Origin of the sequence: Pseudomonas sp. ArH3a, from assembly GCF_022648765.1 — a bacterium.
Lineage (GTDB): Bacteria > Pseudomonadota > Gammaproteobacteria > Pseudomonadales > Pseudomonadaceae > Aquipseudomonas.
This window is the reverse complement of sequence record NZ_CP080330.1, coordinates 3,275,303-3,294,348: the sequence shown is the minus strand read 5'-3', so window position 1 is coordinate 3,294,348 and position 19,046 is coordinate 3,275,303. Positions and strand designations below refer to the sequence as shown.

The following is a 19,046-nucleotide window of genomic DNA, read 5'->3' as shown; positions in this document are numbered from 1 at the left end:
CCAGTCAATCTTCTAAAGGAGATTGGCCTATAAACATGCGCATCATTGAAGGTGGCGATTTTCAGCGCGCTCATGGGGCGGGGTCCTTCCAGGGCTCTTGGGGTAGAGCCCGGAAGGTGTGCAGATGCTCAATCAGTCCTTAGTAACCGAGCGACAACCCCGTGTTACGACGCGGGTCGTTAGCCCCGTAGAAGCGATTGTTGCCCACCGGCTTGCCACCCAAGGACGGCGCCCCCACCAGAATGGCCGCCAAGTGGTTGGCATCCTGAGGGCCGGCAAACTTGTGGCCCCAGCTCTCGAGGATTTTCTGAGTGTCCGGGCTCACCGCGAAGGTTTCGAGGTTAGTGGTCTCAGGCATCCACTGCTGGTGGAAACGCGGCGCATCCACGGCTTCCTGGATGTTCATCTTGTAGTCAATGACATTCAGGATGGTCAGCAAGGTGGCGGTGATAATCCGGCTACCACCGGGCGTACCCACCACCATCACCGCCTTGCCGTCCTTGGTCACAATGGTCGGGCTCATCGACGACAACGGTGCCTTGCCCGGTGCGATGGCGTTGGCTTCGCCCTGGACCAGCCCGTACATGTTCGGCACGCCGACCTTGACGGTGAAGTCGTCCATTTCATCGTTGAGGATCACCCCGGTCTTGCTCGCCATCACGCCGGCACCGAACCAGTCGTTGAGGGTGTAGGTCACCGAAACTGCGTTGCCCCACTTGTCGACGATGGAATAGTGCGTGGTGTTGTTGCCTTCATGGGGCGACACACCCGGCTTGATCGCCTGGGAATCCCCGGCCTTTTGCGGCTCGATGGCAGCGCGCAGCTTGGCGGCGTAGTCCTTGTCCAGCAGGTGGGCAATCGGGTTTTTCACAAAATCCGGGTCGCCGAGGTAGCTGTTACGGTCCACGTAGGCGTGGCGCATCGCTTCGATCTGGTAGTGCAGGCCTTGGGCCGAGTGATAGCCCAGGTCGGCCATTGGGTAGCCTTCGAGGATGTTCATGATCTGGCAGATCACCACGCCGCCCGAGCTGGGTGGCGGTGCCGAGACCACGTGGTAGCCACGGTAATCGCACTCGATGGGCGCCAGTTCACGGGTCTTGTACGTGTCGAGGTCAGCCTGGGTGATGATGCCTTTGCCGGCCTGGCTGGAATCCACCAGCGCCTTGGCGACCCAACCTTTATAGAAGCCGTCGGTGCCCTTGGCGGAGATTTCCTTGAGGGTCTTGGCCAAGTCTTTCTGCACCAACTTCTGGCCGACCTGCATCGGTTGGCCGTTGTGCAGGAAGATCCCGCGCAGGTCTTTGTCTTTTTCAAACTCGCCGGTGGCGGTGTGCAGCAGGTCGATATCACCCTGCTCCAGTTCGAAACCGTTTTCCGCCAGCTTGATCGCCGGCGCAATCACTTGGGCGCGCTTGAGGGTGCCGTACTTGCTCAGCGCGGCTTCCATGCCGGACACCGTGCCGGGCACGCCGACCGCCAGGTGGCCCTTGGCGCTGAGGCCATCAATGACGTTGCCGTCTTTGTCCAGGTACATGTCGGCGGTGGCCGCCAGCGGGGCTTTTTCGCGGAAGTCGAGGAAGGTCTTGCGCCCGTCCGCCAACTGCACGGTCATGAAGCCGCCGCCACCAAGGTTACCCGCCGCCGGGTACACCACCGCCAACGCATAGCCCACAGCCACGGCCGCATCAACCGCATTGCCGCCAGCCTTGAGCACATCCACACCCACATGAGTGGCCAAATGCTGGGCGGTTACTACCATGCCGTTTTCACCGGCCACCGGGGCCAGGGAAGCGGCTTGCACACCGCTGACCGTCAACACCAGGGCGGTGGCGATTAAGGTGCGGCTCAAAGGTTGGTATTTCATCCATGGCTACTCTAGTTATTGGGACGCACCAAAATAGCCCTTCCCGGATTTAATCCCCAGCGCAATGGCGTTTTTATTACAGAACTTGTCGGTCATAGAACGGGCGCGAAAAGCGTGTCGACTGTATTTCCAAGACAGCCGACTCCAACGACCGCATGCTTTATTACTATTTCTGCAGCAAGGAACACCTGTTCATCTGCGTGCTGGAATACGTCTACGAGCAGTTCAACAAGGCCGAAAGCAAACCCAAGCTGGACCTGGATGCACCGCTGCAGGTGTTGCGCGATCTGGTGGCGTTTATCTAGAACGACCGCGTCAAGCACATGTACTTGATGATTGCTTCGCTGTGCTACTTCTATAGCTCCAACCGCCATACGCTCAGCTCGTTTCTGGGTGAGGACCTGGCAGATAAGGGGGCAGCAGCAGGATTGGCTGGGGTTTATCCGTGATTTGGTGTTGCGTGGCGTAACACCGATCCCACGGTAGAAACCGGGTCGAACTGTGGGCGTTGGCCAAAAGTGACCCGCCGTAAGAGTGGAACCCTAAGCCGTCGTTATCGAAGCAACGGATAGACACTGCGCAATAACCCTGTGCAAAACCATCGCCAGATCCGCCGCATCTCGAGCCGTCACCACATTCGTAAACCCCATCACCACCCCCTGCTCCCGCCCCGGCTCCAGCATCCAACCCGACAATGCATGAACAGCCAAACCCGCACGATCAGCCGCCTCGGCAACAACATGATCCGGCACCGAGACCAACAACCGCGCCAGCAGGTTAACCCCCCCAGCCTGCTCATCCACCCGCAAAAACCCCGAGCAATGCACCTCCAGCGCCTCCACCAACAACCCCCGGCGCTGCGCATACAACTGCCGCATCTTCTTCAGATGCCGAGTAAAATGCCCCTGCTCCAAAAAATCCGCCGCCGTCAATTGCAACAACTGCGCACTACGCTGCTGCAACCTCTCAGCACTACACCCAAACGCCTCCACCAAAGAAACGGGCACCACCCAATACCCCAACCGCAACCCCGGAAATAGCATCTTGCTGAAGCTCCCGGCATAGATCACCCGATCCCCTACATCCTGACTCTTGAGCGCCGCCAACGGCTGCCCCCGGTAGCGAAACTCACTGTCGTAATCATCCTCAACCACCCAACTCCCCTGCTCCCGCGCCCACTCCAGCAAAGCCTGGCGCCGCGCCGGACTCAACGCCACACCCAGCGGGCTCTGATGCGCCGGCGTCACAATTGCCAACCGCGCCTGCCGATCCCTTTGCATCCCACGCTCAACCTCCAACCCCTCACCATCCACCGGCACCGGTACCAGTTCCACGCCTTGATGAACCAACAACCGCCGCGCATGCAAATACCCCGGGTCTTCAAACCAGCAACGCTGCCCCGTCATCTGCAGCGCATCGCACAACAGCGTCAAACACCCCGCATACCCCGCGCACACGAACACCTGCTGCGGCGTGCACTCCACGCCCCGGTACAGCGCAAGGTAGTTGGCAATCGCCACGCGCAAGGCCAGGGCGCCACGTACGTCGCCCATCGCCAGGCTATCGGCATCAGTGCGACGCACTTGTTGAGTGACCAGCCGCGCCCACAGCTTGCGCGGGAACGCATCCAGCGCCGGCAGGCCCATTTGCAGTGGCCTCGGCCCCGGTGCAGTCGACGGCACCGCAGGCTGCGGCTTCACGGGCACCTGCGGCAAAGCCCCAGCAATCACGGTGCCGGCCTGCCCACGCGCCTCGAAAAAGCCCTCGCTGACCAGCAACTGATACGCCGCCTCCACCGTCCCCCGCGCCACGTTGAGTTCCAGGGCGAGGCTGCGCACCGACGGCACCCGATCACCCGGGCCAAGTTGGCCCTGGTCGATGGCCAGGCGAAAGCGTCGGTAGATTTCCTGGTATTTGGGCAGTGGTGACATCGCAGGCAGGCTCGGCAGATAGACAACGCTGAGTCTGATCATGTCCCAACCCACTTGTCCAATCATGCCCCTGTTGGGCAGCCGTGCCGCCGCCGAAAATGGCGCATCCCTTATCAGTAAACCTTATTCAACAAACAAGGATCGCCCATGAACCACCGCCTCGATTACGCCTTGGCCGCGCCTGCCGGCTACAAAGCACTGGGCTCGGTGCACAGTTACATCCACGGCTGCGGCCTGGAGAAAGAATTGATCGACCTGGTGTACCTGCGGGTCTCACAACTCAACGGCTGCGCCTATTGCCTGGACTCCCACTCCCGCGACTTGCTCAAGCAAGGCGTGAGCCTGGAAAAAATCATGCTACTGGCCGCCTGGCGCGAGGCATTACCGCTGTTCACGCCACGTGAAAGCGCAGCACTGGCCTGGGCCGAGATCGTCACTCAAGTGGCGCAAACCCAGGTGCCGGATGCCGACTACGCCGAGGCAGCGGCGGTTTTCAACGAAAAAGAAATCGCTGACCTGACCCTGGCGATTTCACTGATGAACGCCTTGAACCGCGTCGCCATCAGCTTTCGCAAAGTACCCGCCGCGATCAAGGCTCATCTGGAGAACCTCAGCTATGAATGAACACGTCGAATTCGTGCCCATGCAAACCCAGGCTGAATGCATCGAAAGCTTTGCGGTGATGCAGCAACTGCGCCCGCACCTGACTGACGCAGCAGCGTTCGCCGAACAAATCCAGCGCCAACAGCAAAACGGCTATCACCTGCTGGCCGCCCGTGAACAGGGCAAGGTGATCGGTTTGGTCGGCTATCGCCTGACGGAAAACACCCTGTACGGGCGTTTTATCTACGTCGATGACCTGGTCGTGGACGCCGCCTTGCAGCGTCGGCGCCTGGGCGAGCAACTGCTTGACCGGGTCCGTGAAGAAACCCGCGCACGCGGCTACCGCTACTTGGTGCTGGATACCGGCATGCACAAGGCCTTGGCCCAGCGTTTCTATTTCCGCCAGGGCTTGCTGCCGCTGGGGATGCACTTTTCCCAGGATTTGAGCCAATGACCCGCGCCCTGCTGCTCAGTTTCAGCCCCCACGGCAAGGCCGCGCAGACCTTCAAGCTGGCACGCGCCCTGCTCAACGAGCAGGTGCCCGATGCCCACGTCACCGAGCGCGACTACGGCGCCCGGGCGCTGCCGCCGCTGACCCGCGAATACGCCAATGCACTTACCACCCCAGGCGGTTTGAGCGGCAGCGCCACGGCCCTGTCGGAACAGTTGATCGTTGAGCTGGAAGCCTGCGACCTACTGGTCCTCTGCACCCCGGTGCACAATTTCACCGTACCCGCGGCGCTCAAGGGCTGGATCGATCATGTGGTGCGCATTGAACGCAGTTTCACGGTGAATGCACAGTTCGAAAAGGTTGGCCTGCTCAAGGACCGGCGTACGTTTGTGCTGGTCAGTTCGGGCAATGCACGCAAAGGGCATGAGCCGGATTTTCTCACGCCCTACATGACCGCCATCCTGTCGACGGTGGGCATCCGCACGGTGGGTTTTGTCTACCTGGGCGCGATGGTGCGTGGTGCAGAAGCGGTCAGTCGCGCCGTGGAACAGGCACGCCGGCAGCTGCACGAAACCATCAGCTCTGGCCTATAACAATAATAGCGCTGGGGTCAGCGCCATTATTGCGCCCGCCCGACCTTAAGCTTCAGGCTTGCCACCCCCAACCTTCATACTGCTCACTTGCACAACACGGTTGGATGAACCCGCTTTGCGCGGGGCATTGATCATCATCATCACGCCGTCGTCAGTGATGAATTTCAGCCGGACGTTATCCGCTGTCGAGCCATCGGGATAGGCATTCTTGATCGTCAACAGTCGAGTCTTTCCGGGTGCATCGCCGTTCAATGTTGCGACCAGATCCCCTTCGTGCGTAACGCCCCAATCGCGGATTTGAGCGGCGCTGTAATCCAGCCTGACGACGCTGTCGGCCGGGTCATTGATGGTCACGGGCCGCGGGGCCTTGTTAATGATGTAGGTATTGGCATCACCCTGCCCGACGACGCTGGCGCCACCATTGATCACAATGACGTTCGCGCCTTTACCGGTTAAAACCGTGTCGTTCTTGCCATTGAGCGTCAGCATATTGCTCTGATCATCGCCCTGGACAAAACTTTCCCCATTTTCAACCGTGGCAGCATTGGAAAATGAATGAAAGCGCGCAACGGGCGCCGCGCCGTGAGTGTTCGAGTCAGGGGTATTGACCGCAATCGTACCGGTTTTGAAGTCAATGACATGCCCCAGATAGGTGGCTGTCTGAGGCTCGCGAACGACCGTGTATTTAGTGTTCAGTTCGCCGGAAAAGATCAGTGTGTTTCTGCCGTCACCCCCCCAGAACTCGGAACCCTTTTCCCTGACGCCGTTCGCTCCGGCCTCCCGAACTTGCCTGGCTTGCTCCAATGTCTGGCGCGCATCGGCGGTGAAGATGACCGTATCGTCGGCCTCCCCTCCGCTCATCAGTTTTTTGCCACCGCCCAACGAAAAATAATTGGGTTTGGTCTGCACGCCTGACACCGTGTCATCACCGTCGCCCAAGTCCCAGAGCGTGGCTTTTTTCTCCCCGCCAACGCCTTCCACAGGAGGCACCAACTTGCCGTTCCAGGACTCCGGAGGCGCGTTAATACGATCGTTTCCTCCCTGGGTTTTGACGTTCGTGACGGTGCCATCCACTTTGATCAGGTTCAGCAGATAGGTAATGGGGGCCCACCAATGCTGCCCTGTAAGCCCAACACTCCCCGGAATCTGCGTGACCTCAACCTTCACAGAGCCGAATACAACACGCTCAAAAAGGTCCTTGCCTGGCCCCTCCAGAAATTTTTTAAAGCGCTCCCGCTCCGCTGCTTCGTGCTCCTTGGGTATCTTCGCTTCCAAAAAGGGCTTCATAACGTCAAACCCCGGTTCAAAGCCCAGGAACGCCTTCGTACCGAGCGAAAACTTCTGCTGCCCCGTCAGCGGAGTATGTTCATTTATGTTCTCTACGGTACGCACTGCCGAGTAAATCGCCTGGGCGCTCATCAAAACCCCCGCCACAATCAGCCCTGCCGGCCCGGCTGCACTAAAGCCCGCCAGATAAGCGGCGGTCAAGGCAATCGAGGTGGCAGCATTGGCGACTGAAAAGGCGCCATTAACGTAGTGATCCTGAGCTTCCTTGCCCGTGCTTTGACCGGCTTTTTTGAACGAATCAACAGCATTGACCACATCAAAAGGCGCGCTGAACACCGTTCCGGCGGTACCCGCGACTTTGCCGATCATTTTGCCGATAGTGGCGGTCTGGAAGCTGAGTATGGTGGGCGCAGCCTTGCTGACCGCCTTCTGCGCCACGTTGTTCAGGCCAGCCTCTAGCCCCATGCCGGCATAGTCAGCCGCCACGGCACCGAGGCTTATGGCGCCCGCCGTGGTATCACCACGATTGAAACTGTCGATGGCACTGCGTACCCCTTGAAAGGTACTGAAAGCCTGAAACCCGAGACCCGCGGTGTTCGCCGCGCCTGGTTTATCGGGGGATCCCGGAGAAAAGAAATCCGCGGGGAGCGGCTTGTTGTTGCGCTGCATCTCGCGGATTTCAGCAGCCTGTCTCGACATGTCACGGGCGGATGTTTGCAGGGTCTCAAACATGGCGCTTGCGTCGCCACTGCCGATCATGGGTGGCGCGTTCACACTGCGCTGGGAGGCGATCTCAGTAAACACATCAGAGGCTCTGCCATCGTCGCCACCCCACTTGAGATACGCCTGGAAGCTCGGATAATCCAGGTGCATTGTGCCCGCTAACTTGCGACCCTCCGGATCGCCGACCAATGGATTTTCCACCGGCTTGCCATTGATGCTGTACCCCATTTTGTACAGTTCGACGCGACTGAATTGTTTTTCACCTACGTTGATCAATGGCCTGGCATCATCGAGTTTTTGCAGGCGCAGCAGTACTGCCTCATTGACGTGCGCAAGCGTCAGCGGCGGTGGTGCGTAAATGGAAGGTGCGACGGGGGTTCTCGGCTTAGGGACGGTGCCGGGACGCAAAGAGCCGTCTCTGCGCACAGGCGTGGACCCAGTACCTGATGCGGGTGGAGGCGTTAATACCGGCTCAGGCCCTACGGCGCTGCCAGTTGGCGCGAAAATCCTGTCAAGTTCGGCCGTGGTACGCTTATCAAGCGACCCATCGTAGAGCCGCGCGGTGAAGGCTTGCGTCACAAACTCCAGCTGGTTTCTGCCGGCACGTGCACTGAGCGTGGGCCCAGCGGGTTGGAACGTTTGTTTATTGTTAATGACCTCGAGAAAACCTTTGGGGTCCGCTTTGTAATAGCCCAGCGTGCCAAACAGGCCCGCGAGCGATGCAGCTTGCTTATTCGCTAAGGGCGGATCGCCCATGTGTCCGGCAAAAATGCCTACTCGATCGGCAACGGAGTCGCCACGCTCGCCGTGGGTGAAAAAATCGTCACCGATAATCAAGGTGGGCTTTGTGTCGGTTATGCGCAGCTGTGTTTGCGCCTGATCACCGGGGCTGGCAATGATCACTTTGATCTCCCGCCCCACCGCCTGGAAGGTTTGCGGGTCGTGTTGGCTAAGTTTCAATAGCGCAGCATCCACCGCATCAATCACGACTTTGAACATGTCGGGGTCAGCCTTGATATGACTGTGCAGATCAACTTCTACACCCTGCAAGACCTTAACCTGAGACTTGGTTACTGCACCTAACTCACGCTGGGGCAGATCGGCCCGCTGTTTCTCCATACGCTCGAAGGCATAGGGATACCCAACAGGCGCAGCCGCCTCATTGATCACGTTGAGCAACGTTTGCTCAAGTATCTTCATATCCTTTACGAGGGAAGAGTCTGGATGGTGAGCTGTAAATTGTCGGGCGGCCTCCAAGACACTTACCGTGTCATGAAACTGCGACATTCCCTTGGACTCATGCAGTTTTTCCAGGCCCTTTGACACCTTTTGATAATCCGCCAAAGGCGCACCTGCGGGGGCCGGCGCCCTGATGCCAAATTCCCTCGGCGTCGGCACGACAGAGGCATCAATCACCTTTACGTCATCGAGACCGGCCAAAGGAGCGTCATACATAAATCTAATGTCGCTCAAGGTGGGGGCACCCTGCCGAATATAATGGGGATTGAATACACTCATTTGATACTGAGGCCGAAAAGAACTGTCATTAATCGGCTTGTTAAACCCCTTCAGCCTGGCACTGGTAAATACCTTCTTTAACCCTTCGTCAAAAGCCTCCTTGGAAGAAAACTCGATAAAAGCACCGTTCGGATCACTGAAGTAATACGTTCGCTCTTTATCAGGCCCCACGATGACACCGGCAGTTATGCGATGCCCGGAACTGCTGATCAACATCGTTTTTGTCGTAGGCGAATCAGTCAGTTCGGGTGCAATTGCCGTATAGGGGACATCCTTCGAGGTTGTAGGGTCATGCGCACCATTCGGTTCAAACGACAACTGCACCTCGGCAAGCCTACGAAAAAAAACTTGTGACTCAGGCTTGTCGGGATAGGCAAGGGCCTGATAAATATTACCCAGAAAAATATGCTGTTTGCCCTCTCTCACGGCCAGCGACAACAGATGTGAAATCCCTGCACATTCGCCCTCGCTTAATTGGTTGATCACAGAGAGGTAATAACCTTGAGGCATGGGTGTGACCTTCACGCCGCTGCCCGACAACTCCTTCGAGAACACGCGCGAGTGGTCATGAGACGTGTTGATAAAACGTTGCTCATTGAGACGGGTTAATGCCCCGACTTGTTCTGGCGTTATCGACGGACTCAGCGCCAACCTCATCAGCGCCAAGGCGCTCATCTTGTCAGAGTAACCGGGGATCACTACAGCAGAGGGCCGGTTAAAGCCCTGCATAAATTCGCTGTGCGCAGGCCCCACTTTGGTATCACTGATTTTTTTTATAAAGTGCTTGGGTACTTCAGCGTCCTTGATCTTTTTAGGCTTCGGTGTTTGGCCGGTATCCGTCACATTAGCCGTATCCCTGCGTGACCGAGTGTGAGCAGTTACAGCGGGCTGGTCAGGCACCGAGGCGACGCTCTGGTCAGGTGCGATGGCCGGTAAAAACGGATTAGCAAGCGAAGACAATAGTTGCATGGATAGTTCCGTGTGTAGTTCCGTGTATACATCTATAGGCCCGTCATCCTTGTCAGCGTGAGTCCTGATCAGGCGAACATACAAACTCACTCCACGGGTAACTATCGGATTTATCTGCGCCTTCTTCTGGTGACCTCTTTAAAACAAAAACAGCGCCCACAAAAGTTCGAGGCCCAAGGTCCGCCGCCTGGGTTTCGTCTACTTCGGCGCGAGGGTGCGCGGTGAAGAAGCGGTCAGCCGAGCCATGGAACAGGCACACCGGCAACTGTCTGCAGCAATCAGCTCTGGCCTATAAAAATAATGGCGCTAGAATCAGCGCCATTCTTGCGCCTGCTTTCCTGACACGAGCCCCCCATGAGCTTTGATTTCGACACGATCCACCCCCGCTTCGGCACCGGCAGCACCAAGTGGAACCGTTACCCGCAAGACGTCTTGCCGATGTGGATCGCCGACATGGATATCGCCGCGCCACCTGCCGTACTGCAAGCCCTGCATGATCGCCTCGACCAGCAAATCCTGGGCTACAGCGTCGCCGGGCCGGACGTACGCGAAGCCATCGTTGCCGACCTCTGGAACAAATACGCCTGGCGCGTACAGCCCGAAGCGCTGTTGTTCCTGCCGGGCGTGGAGCCGGGCTTCAACATGGCCCTGCACGCGTTCGTGCAGCCGGGCCAGCCGGTGGTGCTGCAAACCCCCAACTATCGGCCGATTCGGCTGGCGCCGGGCCACTGGAACCTGCCGCGTATCGAGGTGCCGTTTGAGTGGGCCAACGGTGAGTACGCGACGCCGTTGCCAGCCATGCGCCAAGCGCTGAACGGTGCCGGTGCGCTGCTATTGAGCAACCCGCACAACCCTATCGGCAAGGTCTTCCCGCGCGAAGAACTACTGGCTGTGGCCAACGCCTGCCTGGAAAACGGCACGCTGATCATCAGCGACGAAATCCACGCCGAACTGTGCTTCGACGGCCGCCGCCACATTCCCACCGCCAGCCTCAGCGAGGAAATTGCCCAACGCACCATCACCCTGATGTCGGCGAGCAAAGCCTACAACGTGGCGGGTTTAAAGACCTGCTTCGCGGTGGTGCAAAACGCCGAGGTGCGCGAGCGGTTCAACAACGCGCGCTGCGGCATGGTCGACAGCGTAAGCCCCTTGGGCCTGGAAGCCACTCGCGCCGCCTACAGCCAGTGCGGCGAATGGCTGGACGCGCTGGTGCAGTACCTTCAAGGCAACCGCGACTACTTGCACAATGCCGTGCAAACCCGTCTGCCCGGCGTGGTGATGCATGCGCCGCAAGGCACCTACCTGGCGTGGCTCGATTGCAGCGCGCTGGGCCTGGATGACCCGCAGCAATTCTTCCTGGAACAGGCCAAGGTCGGCTTGAGTGCGGGGATAGAGTTCGGCGATGACAGCCAGCAGTTCGTACGCCTGAACTTTGGCTGCCCACGGGCGATGCTCGAAGAAGGTGTGCAGCGCATGGAACGTGCACTGCGTCACCGCTAGGCTTCAATTCACAACGTCGAAAATGTTCGGCCTCAACTGAGGCCCATTAGGCTGGCATCTATCAATGTGGGAGCTGGCTTGCCTGCGATGCAGACACCTCGGTGTATCAGGCATAACGCGTGGATGCCATCGCAGGCAAGCCAGCTCCCACAGAAAAGCAGAACATTGCGGTGCTGCCAGACGAATTCAGGGTTTACAGCTTGGCAATCGACACTTCGGTCGACTTCACAAAGGCAATCACTTCGCTGCCCACTTTCAATTCCAGGTCACGCACCGAGCGGGTGGTAATCACTGAGGTGACAATGCCGGACGCGGTTTGCACGTCGATCTCGGACACCACTTCGCCCAGCAGGATCTCCTTGATCACGCCCTTGAACTGATTGCGCACGTTGATCGCTTTAATAGTCATGTCGGCTTTCCTTTTGGCTGTTGGGTCAATCCGCACGAATGCGCAGGCCCTCAAAATGCGCTATCCAATCGACCATTAAAAGGAATAAATAACTCTTTATTTATTCGATATTGATATATGACAGCTGTTCACCTGGCAACAGCTGATCAACAAACTGCCCGCTCCCATCACAGCAATCGCTGCTCAACCCCAAGCAAATACGCCTGCGAACTCAATGGCACAGAGACTGCATCTGCTCCGATCAAAGAAAGCCGACAAAGCATGATGGAACATGCCATTTCAATTTTCTGAATATAAAAAAAGCCTTCTCTCATCGCCTTGCCCGGAGCTGTTCCATGAAACCCTTCACCCAACGCTTACTGGGCGCCTGCGCCCTCGCCCTGTGCCTGCAACCACAGGCCTTCGCCGCCGATACCGATCCCGCGCACGTCAACTTGGATTATGCCTACTACTCACCGGTCAGCCTGGTGCTCAAGCATTTCGGCTGGCTGGAACAAGCCTTACCGCACACCAAAGTCGGCTGGGTCCTAAGCCAGGGCAGCAACCGTTCCCTGGAATACCTCAACAGCGGCGGCGTCGACTTCGCCTCCTCCGCCAGTTTGTCAGCCGTTTTGAGCCGCGCGAATGGCAGCCCAATCAAATCGGTGTACGTCTACAGCCGGGCCGAGTGGACGGCTTTGGTTGTTCGCAAAGACTCACCCTTCAAAAGCGTGACAGACCTCAAAGGCAAGAAAATCGCCGCCACCAAAGGCACCGACCCGTACCTGTTCACCCTGCGCAGCCTGCAACACGCCGGGCTGAAAAAAGACGATGTCGAGTTGGTGCACCTGCAACACCCGGACGGCCGCACCGCGCTGGAGAAAGGTGACGTGGACGCCTGGGCCGGCCTCGACCCGCACATGGCCGCCAGCGAAATCCAGGCGGGTTCGCGCCTGTTGTACCGCAACAAAGACTTCAACAGCTACGGCGTGATCAGCGTCACCGAGCAGTACGCCAAGGCGCACCCACAGACCATCAGCAAAGTGCTCGGCGCCTATGAAAAAGCCCGCGACTGGGCGGTGAAACACCCGGATGAATTCGCCAAACTGCTCGCCGACGAATCCGGCCTGCCGCTGGAAGTGGCCAAGCTGCAACTGTCGCGCACCGACCTCAGCGCACCGTTGCTGACCGACAAAGATGCAGTGTCATCCAAGGCCGCCGCGCCGATCCTGGTGTCCGAGGAGTTGGTCCGCCGCGGGGTGAATGTGGACCAGGTGATCGACCAGTTGATCGATACCTCGTTCGGCCAGACCTTGCCGAAACAGTAAGGGGCGCGTGATGACCAGCAAAACCCAAACCGTGCCGCTTGTGGCGCCGGTGGTCATTCACCGCAGTGCCTGGCCACGGCGGCTCAAAGGCCTGACGTTGCCGGTGCTGATCCTGCTGGTGCTGGAGGTGGTGGTGCGTATCGGCTGGCTGCCGTCGTACCAGATGCCGGCGCCCAGCGAGATCGCCGTAACCCTCACTGACCTGGCTGAAGGCGCGTTATGGAAACACATCAGCGCCAGCCTGTTGCGGGTGCTGGCGGGCTTCGCCATCGGCGCCGGCCTGGCCCTGGTGTTCGCCGCCTGGGTGGGTTTGAGCCGTGAAGCCGAGGCCTATCTGGAACCGACATTTGCCGGGCTGCGCTCAATCCCGAGCCTGGCCTGGGTGCCGCTGTTGCTGCTATGGCTGGGCATCGATGAAACCTCGAAAATTGTGCTGATTGCGATAGGTGCGTTTTTCCCGGTGTACCTCAATGGCGTCGCGGCGATTCGCGATATCGACCGCAAGCTGGTGGAAGTCGGGCAAATGTACGGCTTCAACCGACGCCGTCTGGTGCGGCGGATTCTGTTGCCCGCCGCCCTGCCCGGCCTGTTTACCGGTTTGCGCAGCGGCCTGAGCCTGGCGTGGATGTTCCTGGTGGCGGCCGAATTGATCGCGGCCACCAAGGGCTTGGGCTATTTGCTCAGTGATGGGCGCGAAACCTCGCGGCCGGACATCGTGCTGGCAGCAATCATCGTGTTGGCGCTGCTCGGTAAAGTCAGTGATGGCGTACTCGCCGCCTTGGAGAAACGCTGCCTGGCTTGGCGTGACACGTTCAACGGCCAAGGTGCGCAGCAATGAGCATGCAGCCTTTATTGGATATTCGCGTGGAGCGTAAAAGCTTCGCCAGCACCACCGTGCTGACCAACGTGCACCTGGCCTTACAGCCGCGCGAAACCGTGAGCCTGCTGGGGCCAAGCGGCTGCGGCAAAAGCACATTGCTGCGCATCGTCGCCGGGCTGGAAAAGGACTTTCAAGGCCAACTGCGCAGCCCCGAAGGCGAAGTGGCCTTTGTGTTCCAGGAACCGCGGCTGATGCCCTGGCTGACGGTGGAGCAAAACATCGGCTTCAGTGATGACGACCACTATGACCCAGCCTGGGTTACCCAGTTGATCGAGGAAGTCGGTCTGAAGGGCTTCGCCCAGGCACTGCCCAAGGCGTTGTCCGGCGGCATGGCGCAACGGGTGGCGATTGCACGCGGCCTGTATTCGCGTCCGCAGGTGTTACTGCTGGACGAGCCGTTCAGCGCGGTGGATGCCTTCACCCGCATGAAACTGCAGGACTTGCTGCTGCAACTGGCCGAGCACCATGCCATTGCGTTATTGCTGGTGACCCATGACGTGGACGAGGCGCTGTACCTGAGTGACCGAGTGCTGGTGATGGATAATCGGCCGAGCAGCATCCGCCAAGAGCTGGCGGTGGACCTGCCTCACCCACGGGACCGGCGCGACCCGTTACTGGCTCGGCTCAAGGCGCTGTGCCTGACCGAGTTGCAGCGGGCGCATGTGATCTAGGCCGCCTGCCACAACAACTCGTTAAGCCAGTGTGCGGCTCAGCGTCACCCAATACCGCGTCCGCGCGCGCACCTCAAACCCCAGCGTCTGGGACAGCAGCGTCAGGATGCGGTCGGTGTCATCCAAGCGAAAGCTTCCCGTAACCCGCAACGTTTCCAGGCTCGGGTCCCAGCGCAACACACCTGGGCGATAACGCTCCAATTCGCGCAGAAAATCCCCCAGCGGCTGGTTCTGAGCGGTCAACACACCGTCCCGCCAGCCCAGTTGCAGCACATCAAACGGCGCCCAGGCGCCAAGCCCGTGGGCCTCCAAGGGGGCTTGCTGACCACGGCTTAGCGTCGCCACTTGCCCTTGCAGGTCACGCACTTGCACCGCCCCTTTGAGCACCGACACCAGGCAACCGGCCGCCAGCTGCCGCACACACACCTCGGCCTGGCTGACTTCAACGTCGCCGTAGCGGGTTTGCACGCTCATCAACGCTGCGCCCGGCACATTCACCGCCAGTTCACCGTCCACCAAGGTGACGCGCCGCTGTGCAAGATCGACATCCACCGCCGTGGCGGTGTTGAGTTGCAAGCTGCTGCCATCGGCCAACGGCAGGCGTTTGCGCTCGCCCGTGGCGGTATGCAAATCGGCCCGCCACGCGTCGATGGGCAACTGGCGGCTGATCAGCCAGGCCGTCGGCACCAACGCGGCAACCCCCAAGGCACGCTTGAGGATTGCGCGTCGCCCCGGTTGCGAGCGGTCGAGGCTGGCCATCGCCAATGCGTGTGGCAAGTCGCTGAAACGCTGGCGCAGGGATTGGGCTTTCTGCCAGGTCTGTTCGTGGTGGGGATGGCTGTCGCGCCACTGCTGCAACGCTGCGTGGTCACGCTCGGTGGCCGCGCCCGACTCCAGCAAGGCCAGCCACTGGGCGGCGGCACGCGCGACATCGCGGCTCACAACTCCACCAGTAAACAGTGTTCGTAGGCCTGCGCCATGTAGCGCTTCACCGTGCGCTCGGATACGTCGAGCCGTTCGGCGATCTCGCGATACCCCAGGCCTTCCAGCTGGCTCCACAGAAACGCACGGCGCACCAGTACCGGCAAACCGTCGAGCATCTCATCCAACGCTTGCAGGGTTTCCAGCACCAACCAGCGTTGCTCCGGCGACGGCACACAGGTTTCCGGCAGGTTTGCCAGGGCATTCAAGTAAGCCTGCTCAAGGCTACGCCGCTGATGAAAGTTGACCAGCAGGCGCTTGCCAACCGTCACCAGGTACGCGCGCGGCTCCTGCATCTGCGCAATCGGCTGGGCACTGGCCAGCACCCGCAGGAAGGTATCCTGGCTCAGGTCCGCCGCATCCCAGGCATTGCCCAGGCGCCGCCGCAGCCAGCTTTCGAGCCAACTGCGGTGGTCGCGGTACAAACTCGACAGCGTGTGTTCGGCGGCGTGGGTCGGGACAACAGCATCATTCATGGCAAGCGACCTGCGCGGCGCGAGTGAGTCTCAAATGAGATTCATTCTATTTAATATCGTGCCGACACACCATGCTCTTTTCAACATTACGTTTATGCAGACGCCTCCGCGTCGAACACCTGCCCACGCCCGATGACGCTGGCAGGCGCCAACACCGCGCCCGGCGCCAGCACCGCATTGGCGCCGATTCGGCTTTGATCGCCGAGCAAAGCACCGAATTTGTCGCAACCGGTGCGCTGCAATTGCCCGTCGATGCGCACCTGCACGTCCTTGTCCTCTCGTTCGTTGCGGTAGTTGGCGACGATGCTGCCGGCCTCCAGATTGATCCCATGGCCGAGCACCGAATCGCCGACAAAATTGAAGTGCGCCAGCTTGCTGCCACTGAACACAAACGACGTTTTCAGCTCGGCGCCGGGGCCGATGATGCAGTGCGCGTCCACCCAGCAGCCACCACGCAGCAGCGCGCCGCTGGCGATGAAACACTCGGCACCGATGATCAGCGGGCCCTTGAGCAAGGCGCCGGGTTCGACCGTGGCGGTACGGTGCACGGCGATTTCGCCCTGAATGATGTACTCATCGGCAGGCAGTTCGGCCAGCAACGTACGAACAATGGCGGACGCCTGTGTCACCAGCGCCCAAGGTGCCAGTTCAGCCCACGGCGCCAACGGTGACTGGGCAACGTTGGCGATGTAGTCGGTGAGTCGGATCAACGGCGAACCCTCCAGCAGTCAAAGAAGCTCGAAACGCTAGCATGACCCAACGGAACTTTACTATTTGTCTTGATATGGATATTTTATCCAAACACGCAAACGAGGTCCGTCGCATGCAATTGCCTACCTACCCAGACGTCATCGCCGCCGCCCAGCGCCTGGAGGGCTTCGCGCATCCCACGCCAGTGTTCACCTCGCGCACCCTCAACGCCGAAACCGGCGCTGAAGTCTTCATCAAATGTGAAAACCTGCAACGCACCGGCTCGTTCAAGTTTCGTGGCGCGTTCAATGCCCTTTCGCAGTTTGACGCGCCGCAGCGCAAGGCTGGCGTGGTGGCATTCTCCTCCGGCAACCACGCCCAGGGTATTGCCCTGGCGGCGCGCTTGCTGGGCATGCCGGCGACGATTGTGATGCCCTCCGATGCGCCGGCCGCCAAGGTTGCCGCCACCCGCGAATATGGCGCCAGTGTGGTGCTGTATGACCGCTTCACTGAAGACCGCGAAGCGATCGGTCGTCGCCTTGCCAACGAGCAAGGGATGACCCTGATCCCGCCCTACGACCACCCGCACATCCTCGCCGGCCAAGGCACGGCCGCCAAGGAGTTGCTGGCGTTCACCGGGCCCTTGGACGCTCTATTCGTCGGCCTGGGCGGTGGCGGCATGCTTTCAGGCACTGCGCTTTCGACCCGCGCGCTGTCACCGGATTGCCAGCTGTTTGGTGTCGAACCCGAAGCCGGCAACGACGGCCAGCGCTCATTGCGCACCGGCAGCATCGTGCACATCGACACCCCGGCGACCATCGCCGACGGTGCGCAAACCCAGCACCTGGGCAACTTCACTTTCCCGATCATTCGGGACCTGGTGAGCGACATCCTCACCGTCTCCGACGCGCAGTTGGTGGATGCCATGCGGTTTTTCATGCAGCGCATGAAGATGGTGGTGGAACCCACCGGCTGCCTGGGCCTCGCGGCGTTGCGCCAACTGGGCAAGCAGTTCAAGGGCCAACGCGTGGGGATTATCGTCACCGGTGGCAACGTCGATATCCAGCGCTATGCCGCGCTGCTCAGCGAGGCGCCATGAATCGGGTGGAGGTTGAAGCCGTGGGGCGCTACTTGGCGTAGGTGTAGACCGCTGCGCGTGACACGCCCAGGTGCGAGGCCACCGTCTCCATGGCCCGGCGAATGTCCATGCAGCCTGAGTCTTTCAGCTCTTGCAGGAGCAGCCGCCGATCCGCCGTCTTGAGCGCGCGCGGGGTGGTCGCCAGGCGCGCGGCGAACTGGTCGATACGCGCACGAATCACATCGGCACCGGACGGCTCGAGGGACTCGCTGGGCGTGTCGCCACTGACTGAACCAAACTGTTCCAACATGCCCTGCAAGCCTCGGAACAACGAGAGATCGACGTTCATGCACAACGCGGCGACGTACTTGCCGCTGGCGTCCTTGATGCCGATCGACGTGCTCTTGACCTGGCGGCCATCGGCGAATTGATTCTGGTAGTTGGCGATGACTTGCGGGTAGTCCGGGTCGGCAATCCGCGCCAGGCCCAGCTCGGTCGCCGGGTCGCCCGGTTGGCGCCCCGAAAGGTTGTTATGAATGGCCAGGATCGCGTGCTGCGGGTCGCGCAAGTCGTGCAGCACCACTTCGCAGAATGGGCTGAAGGTTTTGCTCAAGCCTTCGGCAATCTGTTCGAGCTGGCTGATCAGGGTGGTTTCTTCGGGCGAGGTGTTTTTCATGCAAGACAACATATCCAGTCGTGGACAAGTCGTCAATTTGGCCGTCATCCCTCATTGTTGATCCGCTGGCCCAGCACCCAGCGTGAGCCCGCGCGCGTTTCCTTTCCTAAAAAGCCCGCTCCATCCTGATGATCTCGATGGAAACCGGGCGGTTGCCACGGCTGAACCTACCCTCGCCGATCTTGCGAAAGCCGTAGTCGGCATTGCACAGGTTTTCGACGGCGTTTTGATGCACCGCGAAGAGGCTTTCGGCGTCTTCTTGAGTGGCTGGGCGGATCAGATTTTTTTTCATCCCCTTGAGTTTCCGTGTGTGGCCAGTGAACCCAGGCTTTATAGCCGAATGACCGCCTGGCAGCGACCGATGAGCGCCTACCTTGTGCGTTGACCTACTTTGTTACACACCATATAGTGTGCCCACAAACAGAACAGACCACTACAT

At 59.7% G+C, this 19,046-nt stretch carries 17 protein-coding genes and 1 pseudogene; 9 read left to right on the top strand and 9 right to left on the bottom strand.

Features of this window, described 5'->3' with window-relative positions; translation table 11 throughout:
• Positions 1 to 139: 139 nt before the first annotated feature.
• The gene (gene ggt / locus K0P33_RS14975; RefSeq protein ID WP_242155929.1) at positions 140 to 1,864 is read right to left on the bottom strand and encodes a gamma-glutamyltransferase; all 1,725 of its coding nucleotides are present in this window, start codon (positions 1,862 to 1,864) and stop codon (positions 140 to 142) included.
• 113 nt (positions 1,865 to 1,977) lie between these two features.
• Between ggt and K0P33_RS14970 the strand changes: the two are divergent.
• Positions 1,978 to 2,350, top strand: a pseudogene (locus tag K0P33_RS14970) (TetR family transcriptional regulator); the annotation flags it as partial.
• 56 nt (positions 2,351 to 2,406) lie between these two features.
• On the opposite strand, the gene K0P33_RS14965 reads toward K0P33_RS14970, so the two are convergent.
• Positions 2,407 to 3,795, bottom strand: a complete 1,389-nt coding sequence (locus tag K0P33_RS14965) for a PLP-dependent aminotransferase family protein (RefSeq protein WP_242156049.1) — start codon at positions 3,793 to 3,795, stop codon at positions 2,407 to 2,409.
• A 147-nt stretch (positions 3,796 to 3,942) separates the two neighbouring features.
• On the opposite strand from K0P33_RS14965, the gene K0P33_RS14960 reads away from it, so the two are divergent.
• The 3 genes from K0P33_RS14960 to K0P33_RS14950 are packed head-to-tail and all read left to right on the top strand — an operon-like array spanning position 3,943 to position 5,442.
• Complete coding sequence (locus K0P33_RS14960) at positions 3,943 to 4,419, top strand: carboxymuconolactone decarboxylase family protein (RefSeq protein ID WP_242155928.1); 477 nt, start codon at positions 3,943 to 3,945, stop codon at positions 4,417 to 4,419.
• Positions 4,412 to 4,852, top strand: coding sequence for a GNAT family N-acetyltransferase (locus K0P33_RS14955; RefSeq protein ID WP_094952479.1), 441 nt, complete (start codon positions 4,412 to 4,414; stop codon positions 4,850 to 4,852). The genes K0P33_RS14960 and K0P33_RS14955 overlap by 8 nt, the downstream gene beginning before the upstream one ends.
• Positions 4,849 to 5,442, top strand: coding sequence for an NAD(P)H-dependent oxidoreductase (locus tag K0P33_RS14950; RefSeq protein WP_094952480.1), 594 nt, complete (start codon positions 4,849 to 4,851; stop codon positions 5,440 to 5,442). Before K0P33_RS14955 ends, K0P33_RS14950 begins: the two co-directional genes overlap by 4 nt.
• 45 nt (positions 5,443 to 5,487) lie before the next feature.
• Here K0P33_RS14950 and K0P33_RS14945 read toward each other — a convergent pair whose 3' ends face one another.
• Complete coding sequence (locus tag K0P33_RS14945; protein ID WP_242155926.1) at positions 5,488 to 9,939, bottom strand: hypothetical protein; 4,452 nt, start codon at positions 9,937 to 9,939, stop codon at positions 5,488 to 5,490.
• A gap of 354 nt (positions 9,940 to 10,293) precedes the next feature.
• Here K0P33_RS14945 and K0P33_RS14940 point away from each other — a divergent pair, with 354 nt between their 5' ends.
• A complete protein-coding gene (locus tag K0P33_RS14940; protein WP_094953591.1) occupies positions 10,294 to 11,439 on the top strand; it encodes a PatB family C-S lyase in 1,146 nt (381 codons plus the stop codon).
• Positions 11,440 to 11,632: 193 nt separating this feature from the next.
• Here the strand turns inward: K0P33_RS14940 and K0P33_RS14935 are convergent, their stop codons facing one another.
• Positions 11,633 to 11,848 (bottom strand): TOBE domain-containing protein, encoded by a 216-nt coding sequence (locus K0P33_RS14935; RefSeq protein ID WP_003173733.1) that lies wholly within the window; start codon positions 11,846 to 11,848, stop codon positions 11,633 to 11,635.
• Between the two features lie 335 nt (positions 11,849 to 12,183).
• On the opposite strand from K0P33_RS14935, the gene K0P33_RS14930 reads away from it, so the two are divergent.
• Genes K0P33_RS14930 through K0P33_RS14920 form a run of 3 tightly spaced genes read left to right on the top strand, consistent with a single transcriptional unit; the run spans position 12,184 to position 14,706 of the window.
• Positions 12,184 to 13,155 carry an aliphatic sulfonate ABC transporter substrate-binding protein gene (locus K0P33_RS14930; RefSeq protein WP_242155924.1) on the top strand — a complete coding sequence of 324 codons (972 nt, stop codon included), beginning with the start codon at positions 12,184 to 12,186 and terminating at the stop codon, positions 13,153 to 13,155.
• 10 nt (positions 13,156 to 13,165) lie between these two features.
• Positions 13,166 to 13,993 carry an ABC transporter permease gene (locus K0P33_RS14925; RefSeq protein ID WP_242155922.1) on the top strand — a complete coding sequence of 276 codons (828 nt, stop codon included), beginning with the start codon at positions 13,166 to 13,168 and terminating at the stop codon, positions 13,991 to 13,993.
• A complete protein-coding gene (locus K0P33_RS14920) occupies positions 13,990 to 14,706 on the top strand; it encodes an ABC transporter ATP-binding protein (protein ID WP_094953594.1) in 717 nt (238 codons plus the stop codon). Before K0P33_RS14925 ends, K0P33_RS14920 begins: the two co-directional genes overlap by 4 nt.
• 21 nt (positions 14,707 to 14,727) lie before the next feature.
• Here K0P33_RS14920 and K0P33_RS14915 read toward each other — a convergent pair whose 3' ends face one another.
• The 3 genes from K0P33_RS14915 to K0P33_RS14905 all read right to left on the bottom strand — a co-directional run bounded on the left by K0P33_RS14915 (position 14,728) and on the right by K0P33_RS14905 (position 16,873).
• Positions 14,728 to 15,648 (bottom strand): FecR domain-containing protein, encoded by a 921-nt coding sequence (locus K0P33_RS14915; protein WP_094953595.1) that lies wholly within the window; start codon positions 15,646 to 15,648, stop codon positions 14,728 to 14,730.
• Positions 15,645 to 16,163, bottom strand: a complete 519-nt coding sequence (locus K0P33_RS14910) for a sigma-70 family RNA polymerase sigma factor (RefSeq protein WP_094953596.1) — start codon at positions 16,161 to 16,163, stop codon at positions 15,645 to 15,647. The genes K0P33_RS14915 and K0P33_RS14910 overlap by 4 nt, the downstream gene beginning before the upstream one ends.
• 92 nt (positions 16,164 to 16,255) lie before the next feature.
• Positions 16,256 to 16,873: an LpxA family transferase gene (locus tag K0P33_RS14905; protein WP_242155921.1), complete on the bottom strand. Its 618-nt coding sequence runs from the start codon at positions 16,871 to 16,873 to the stop codon at positions 16,256 to 16,258.
• Positions 16,874 to 16,986: 113 nt separating this feature from the next.
• On the opposite strand from K0P33_RS14905, the gene K0P33_RS14900 reads away from it, so the two are divergent.
• The gene (locus tag K0P33_RS14900; RefSeq protein WP_242155920.1) at positions 16,987 to 17,952 is read left to right on the top strand and encodes a threo-3-hydroxy-L-aspartate ammonia-lyase; all 966 of its coding nucleotides are present in this window, start codon (positions 16,987 to 16,989) and stop codon (positions 17,950 to 17,952) included.
• Between the two features lie 28 nt (positions 17,953 to 17,980).
• Here K0P33_RS14900 and K0P33_RS14895 read toward each other — a convergent pair whose 3' ends face one another.
• Both K0P33_RS14895 and K0P33_RS14890 read right to left on the bottom strand, forming a co-directional pair.
• Complete coding sequence (locus K0P33_RS14895) at positions 17,981 to 18,607, bottom strand: PAS domain-containing protein (RefSeq protein WP_242155919.1); 627 nt, start codon at positions 18,605 to 18,607, stop codon at positions 17,981 to 17,983.
• Between the two features lie 106 nt (positions 18,608 to 18,713).
• Entirely contained in the window at positions 18,714 to 18,899 is a 186-nt protein-coding gene (locus K0P33_RS14890; RefSeq protein ID WP_242155918.1) for a hypothetical protein, read from the bottom strand.
• Between the last annotated feature and the right edge of the window lie 147 nt (positions 18,900 to 19,046).

Bases quoted from the DNA above. Each gene is read 5' to 3' on its own strand.
- ggt (WP_242155929.1), bottom strand. From the start codon at position 1,864: ATGAAATACCAACCTTTGAGCCGCACCTTAATCGCCACCGCCCTGGTG.
- K0P33_RS14965 (WP_242156049.1), bottom strand. From the start codon at position 3,795: ATGTCACCACTGCCCAAATACCAGGAAATCTACCGACGCTTTCGCCTG.
- K0P33_RS14960 (WP_242155928.1), top strand. From the start codon at position 3,943: ATGAACCACCGCCTCGATTACGCCTTGGCCGCGCCTGCCGGCTACAAA.
- K0P33_RS14955 (WP_094952479.1), top strand. From the start codon at position 4,412: ATGAATGAACACGTCGAATTCGTGCCCATGCAAACCCAGGCTGAATGC.
- K0P33_RS14950 (WP_094952480.1), top strand. From the start codon at position 4,849: ATGACCCGCGCCCTGCTGCTCAGTTTCAGCCCCCACGGCAAGGCCGCG.
- K0P33_RS14945 (WP_242155926.1), bottom strand. From the start codon at position 9,939: ATGCAACTATTGTCTTCGCTTGCTAATCCGTTTTTACCGGCCATCGCA.
- K0P33_RS14940 (WP_094953591.1), top strand. From the start codon at position 10,294: ATGAGCTTTGATTTCGACACGATCCACCCCCGCTTCGGCACCGGCAGC.
- K0P33_RS14935 (WP_003173733.1), bottom strand. From the start codon at position 11,848: ATGACTATTAAAGCGATCAACGTGCGCAATCAGTTCAAGGGCGTGATC.
- K0P33_RS14930 (WP_242155924.1), top strand. From the start codon at position 12,184: ATGAAACCCTTCACCCAACGCTTACTGGGCGCCTGCGCCCTCGCCCTG.
- K0P33_RS14925 (WP_242155922.1), top strand. From the start codon at position 13,166: ATGACCAGCAAAACCCAAACCGTGCCGCTTGTGGCGCCGGTGGTCATT.
- K0P33_RS14920 (WP_094953594.1), top strand. From the start codon at position 13,990: ATGAGCATGCAGCCTTTATTGGATATTCGCGTGGAGCGTAAAAGCTTC.
- K0P33_RS14910 (WP_094953596.1), bottom strand. From the start codon at position 16,163: ATGAATGATGCTGTTGTCCCGACCCACGCCGCCGAACACACGCTGTCG.
- K0P33_RS14900 (WP_242155920.1), top strand. From the start codon at position 16,987: ATGCAATTGCCTACCTACCCAGACGTCATCGCCGCCGCCCAGCGCCTG.
- K0P33_RS14895 (WP_242155919.1), bottom strand. From the start codon at position 18,607: ATGAAAAACACCTCGCCCGAAGAAACCACCCTGATCAGCCAGCTCGAA.
- K0P33_RS14890 (WP_242155918.1), bottom strand. From the start codon at position 18,899: ATGAAAAAAAATCTGATCCGCCCAGCCACTCAAGAAGACGCCGAAAGC.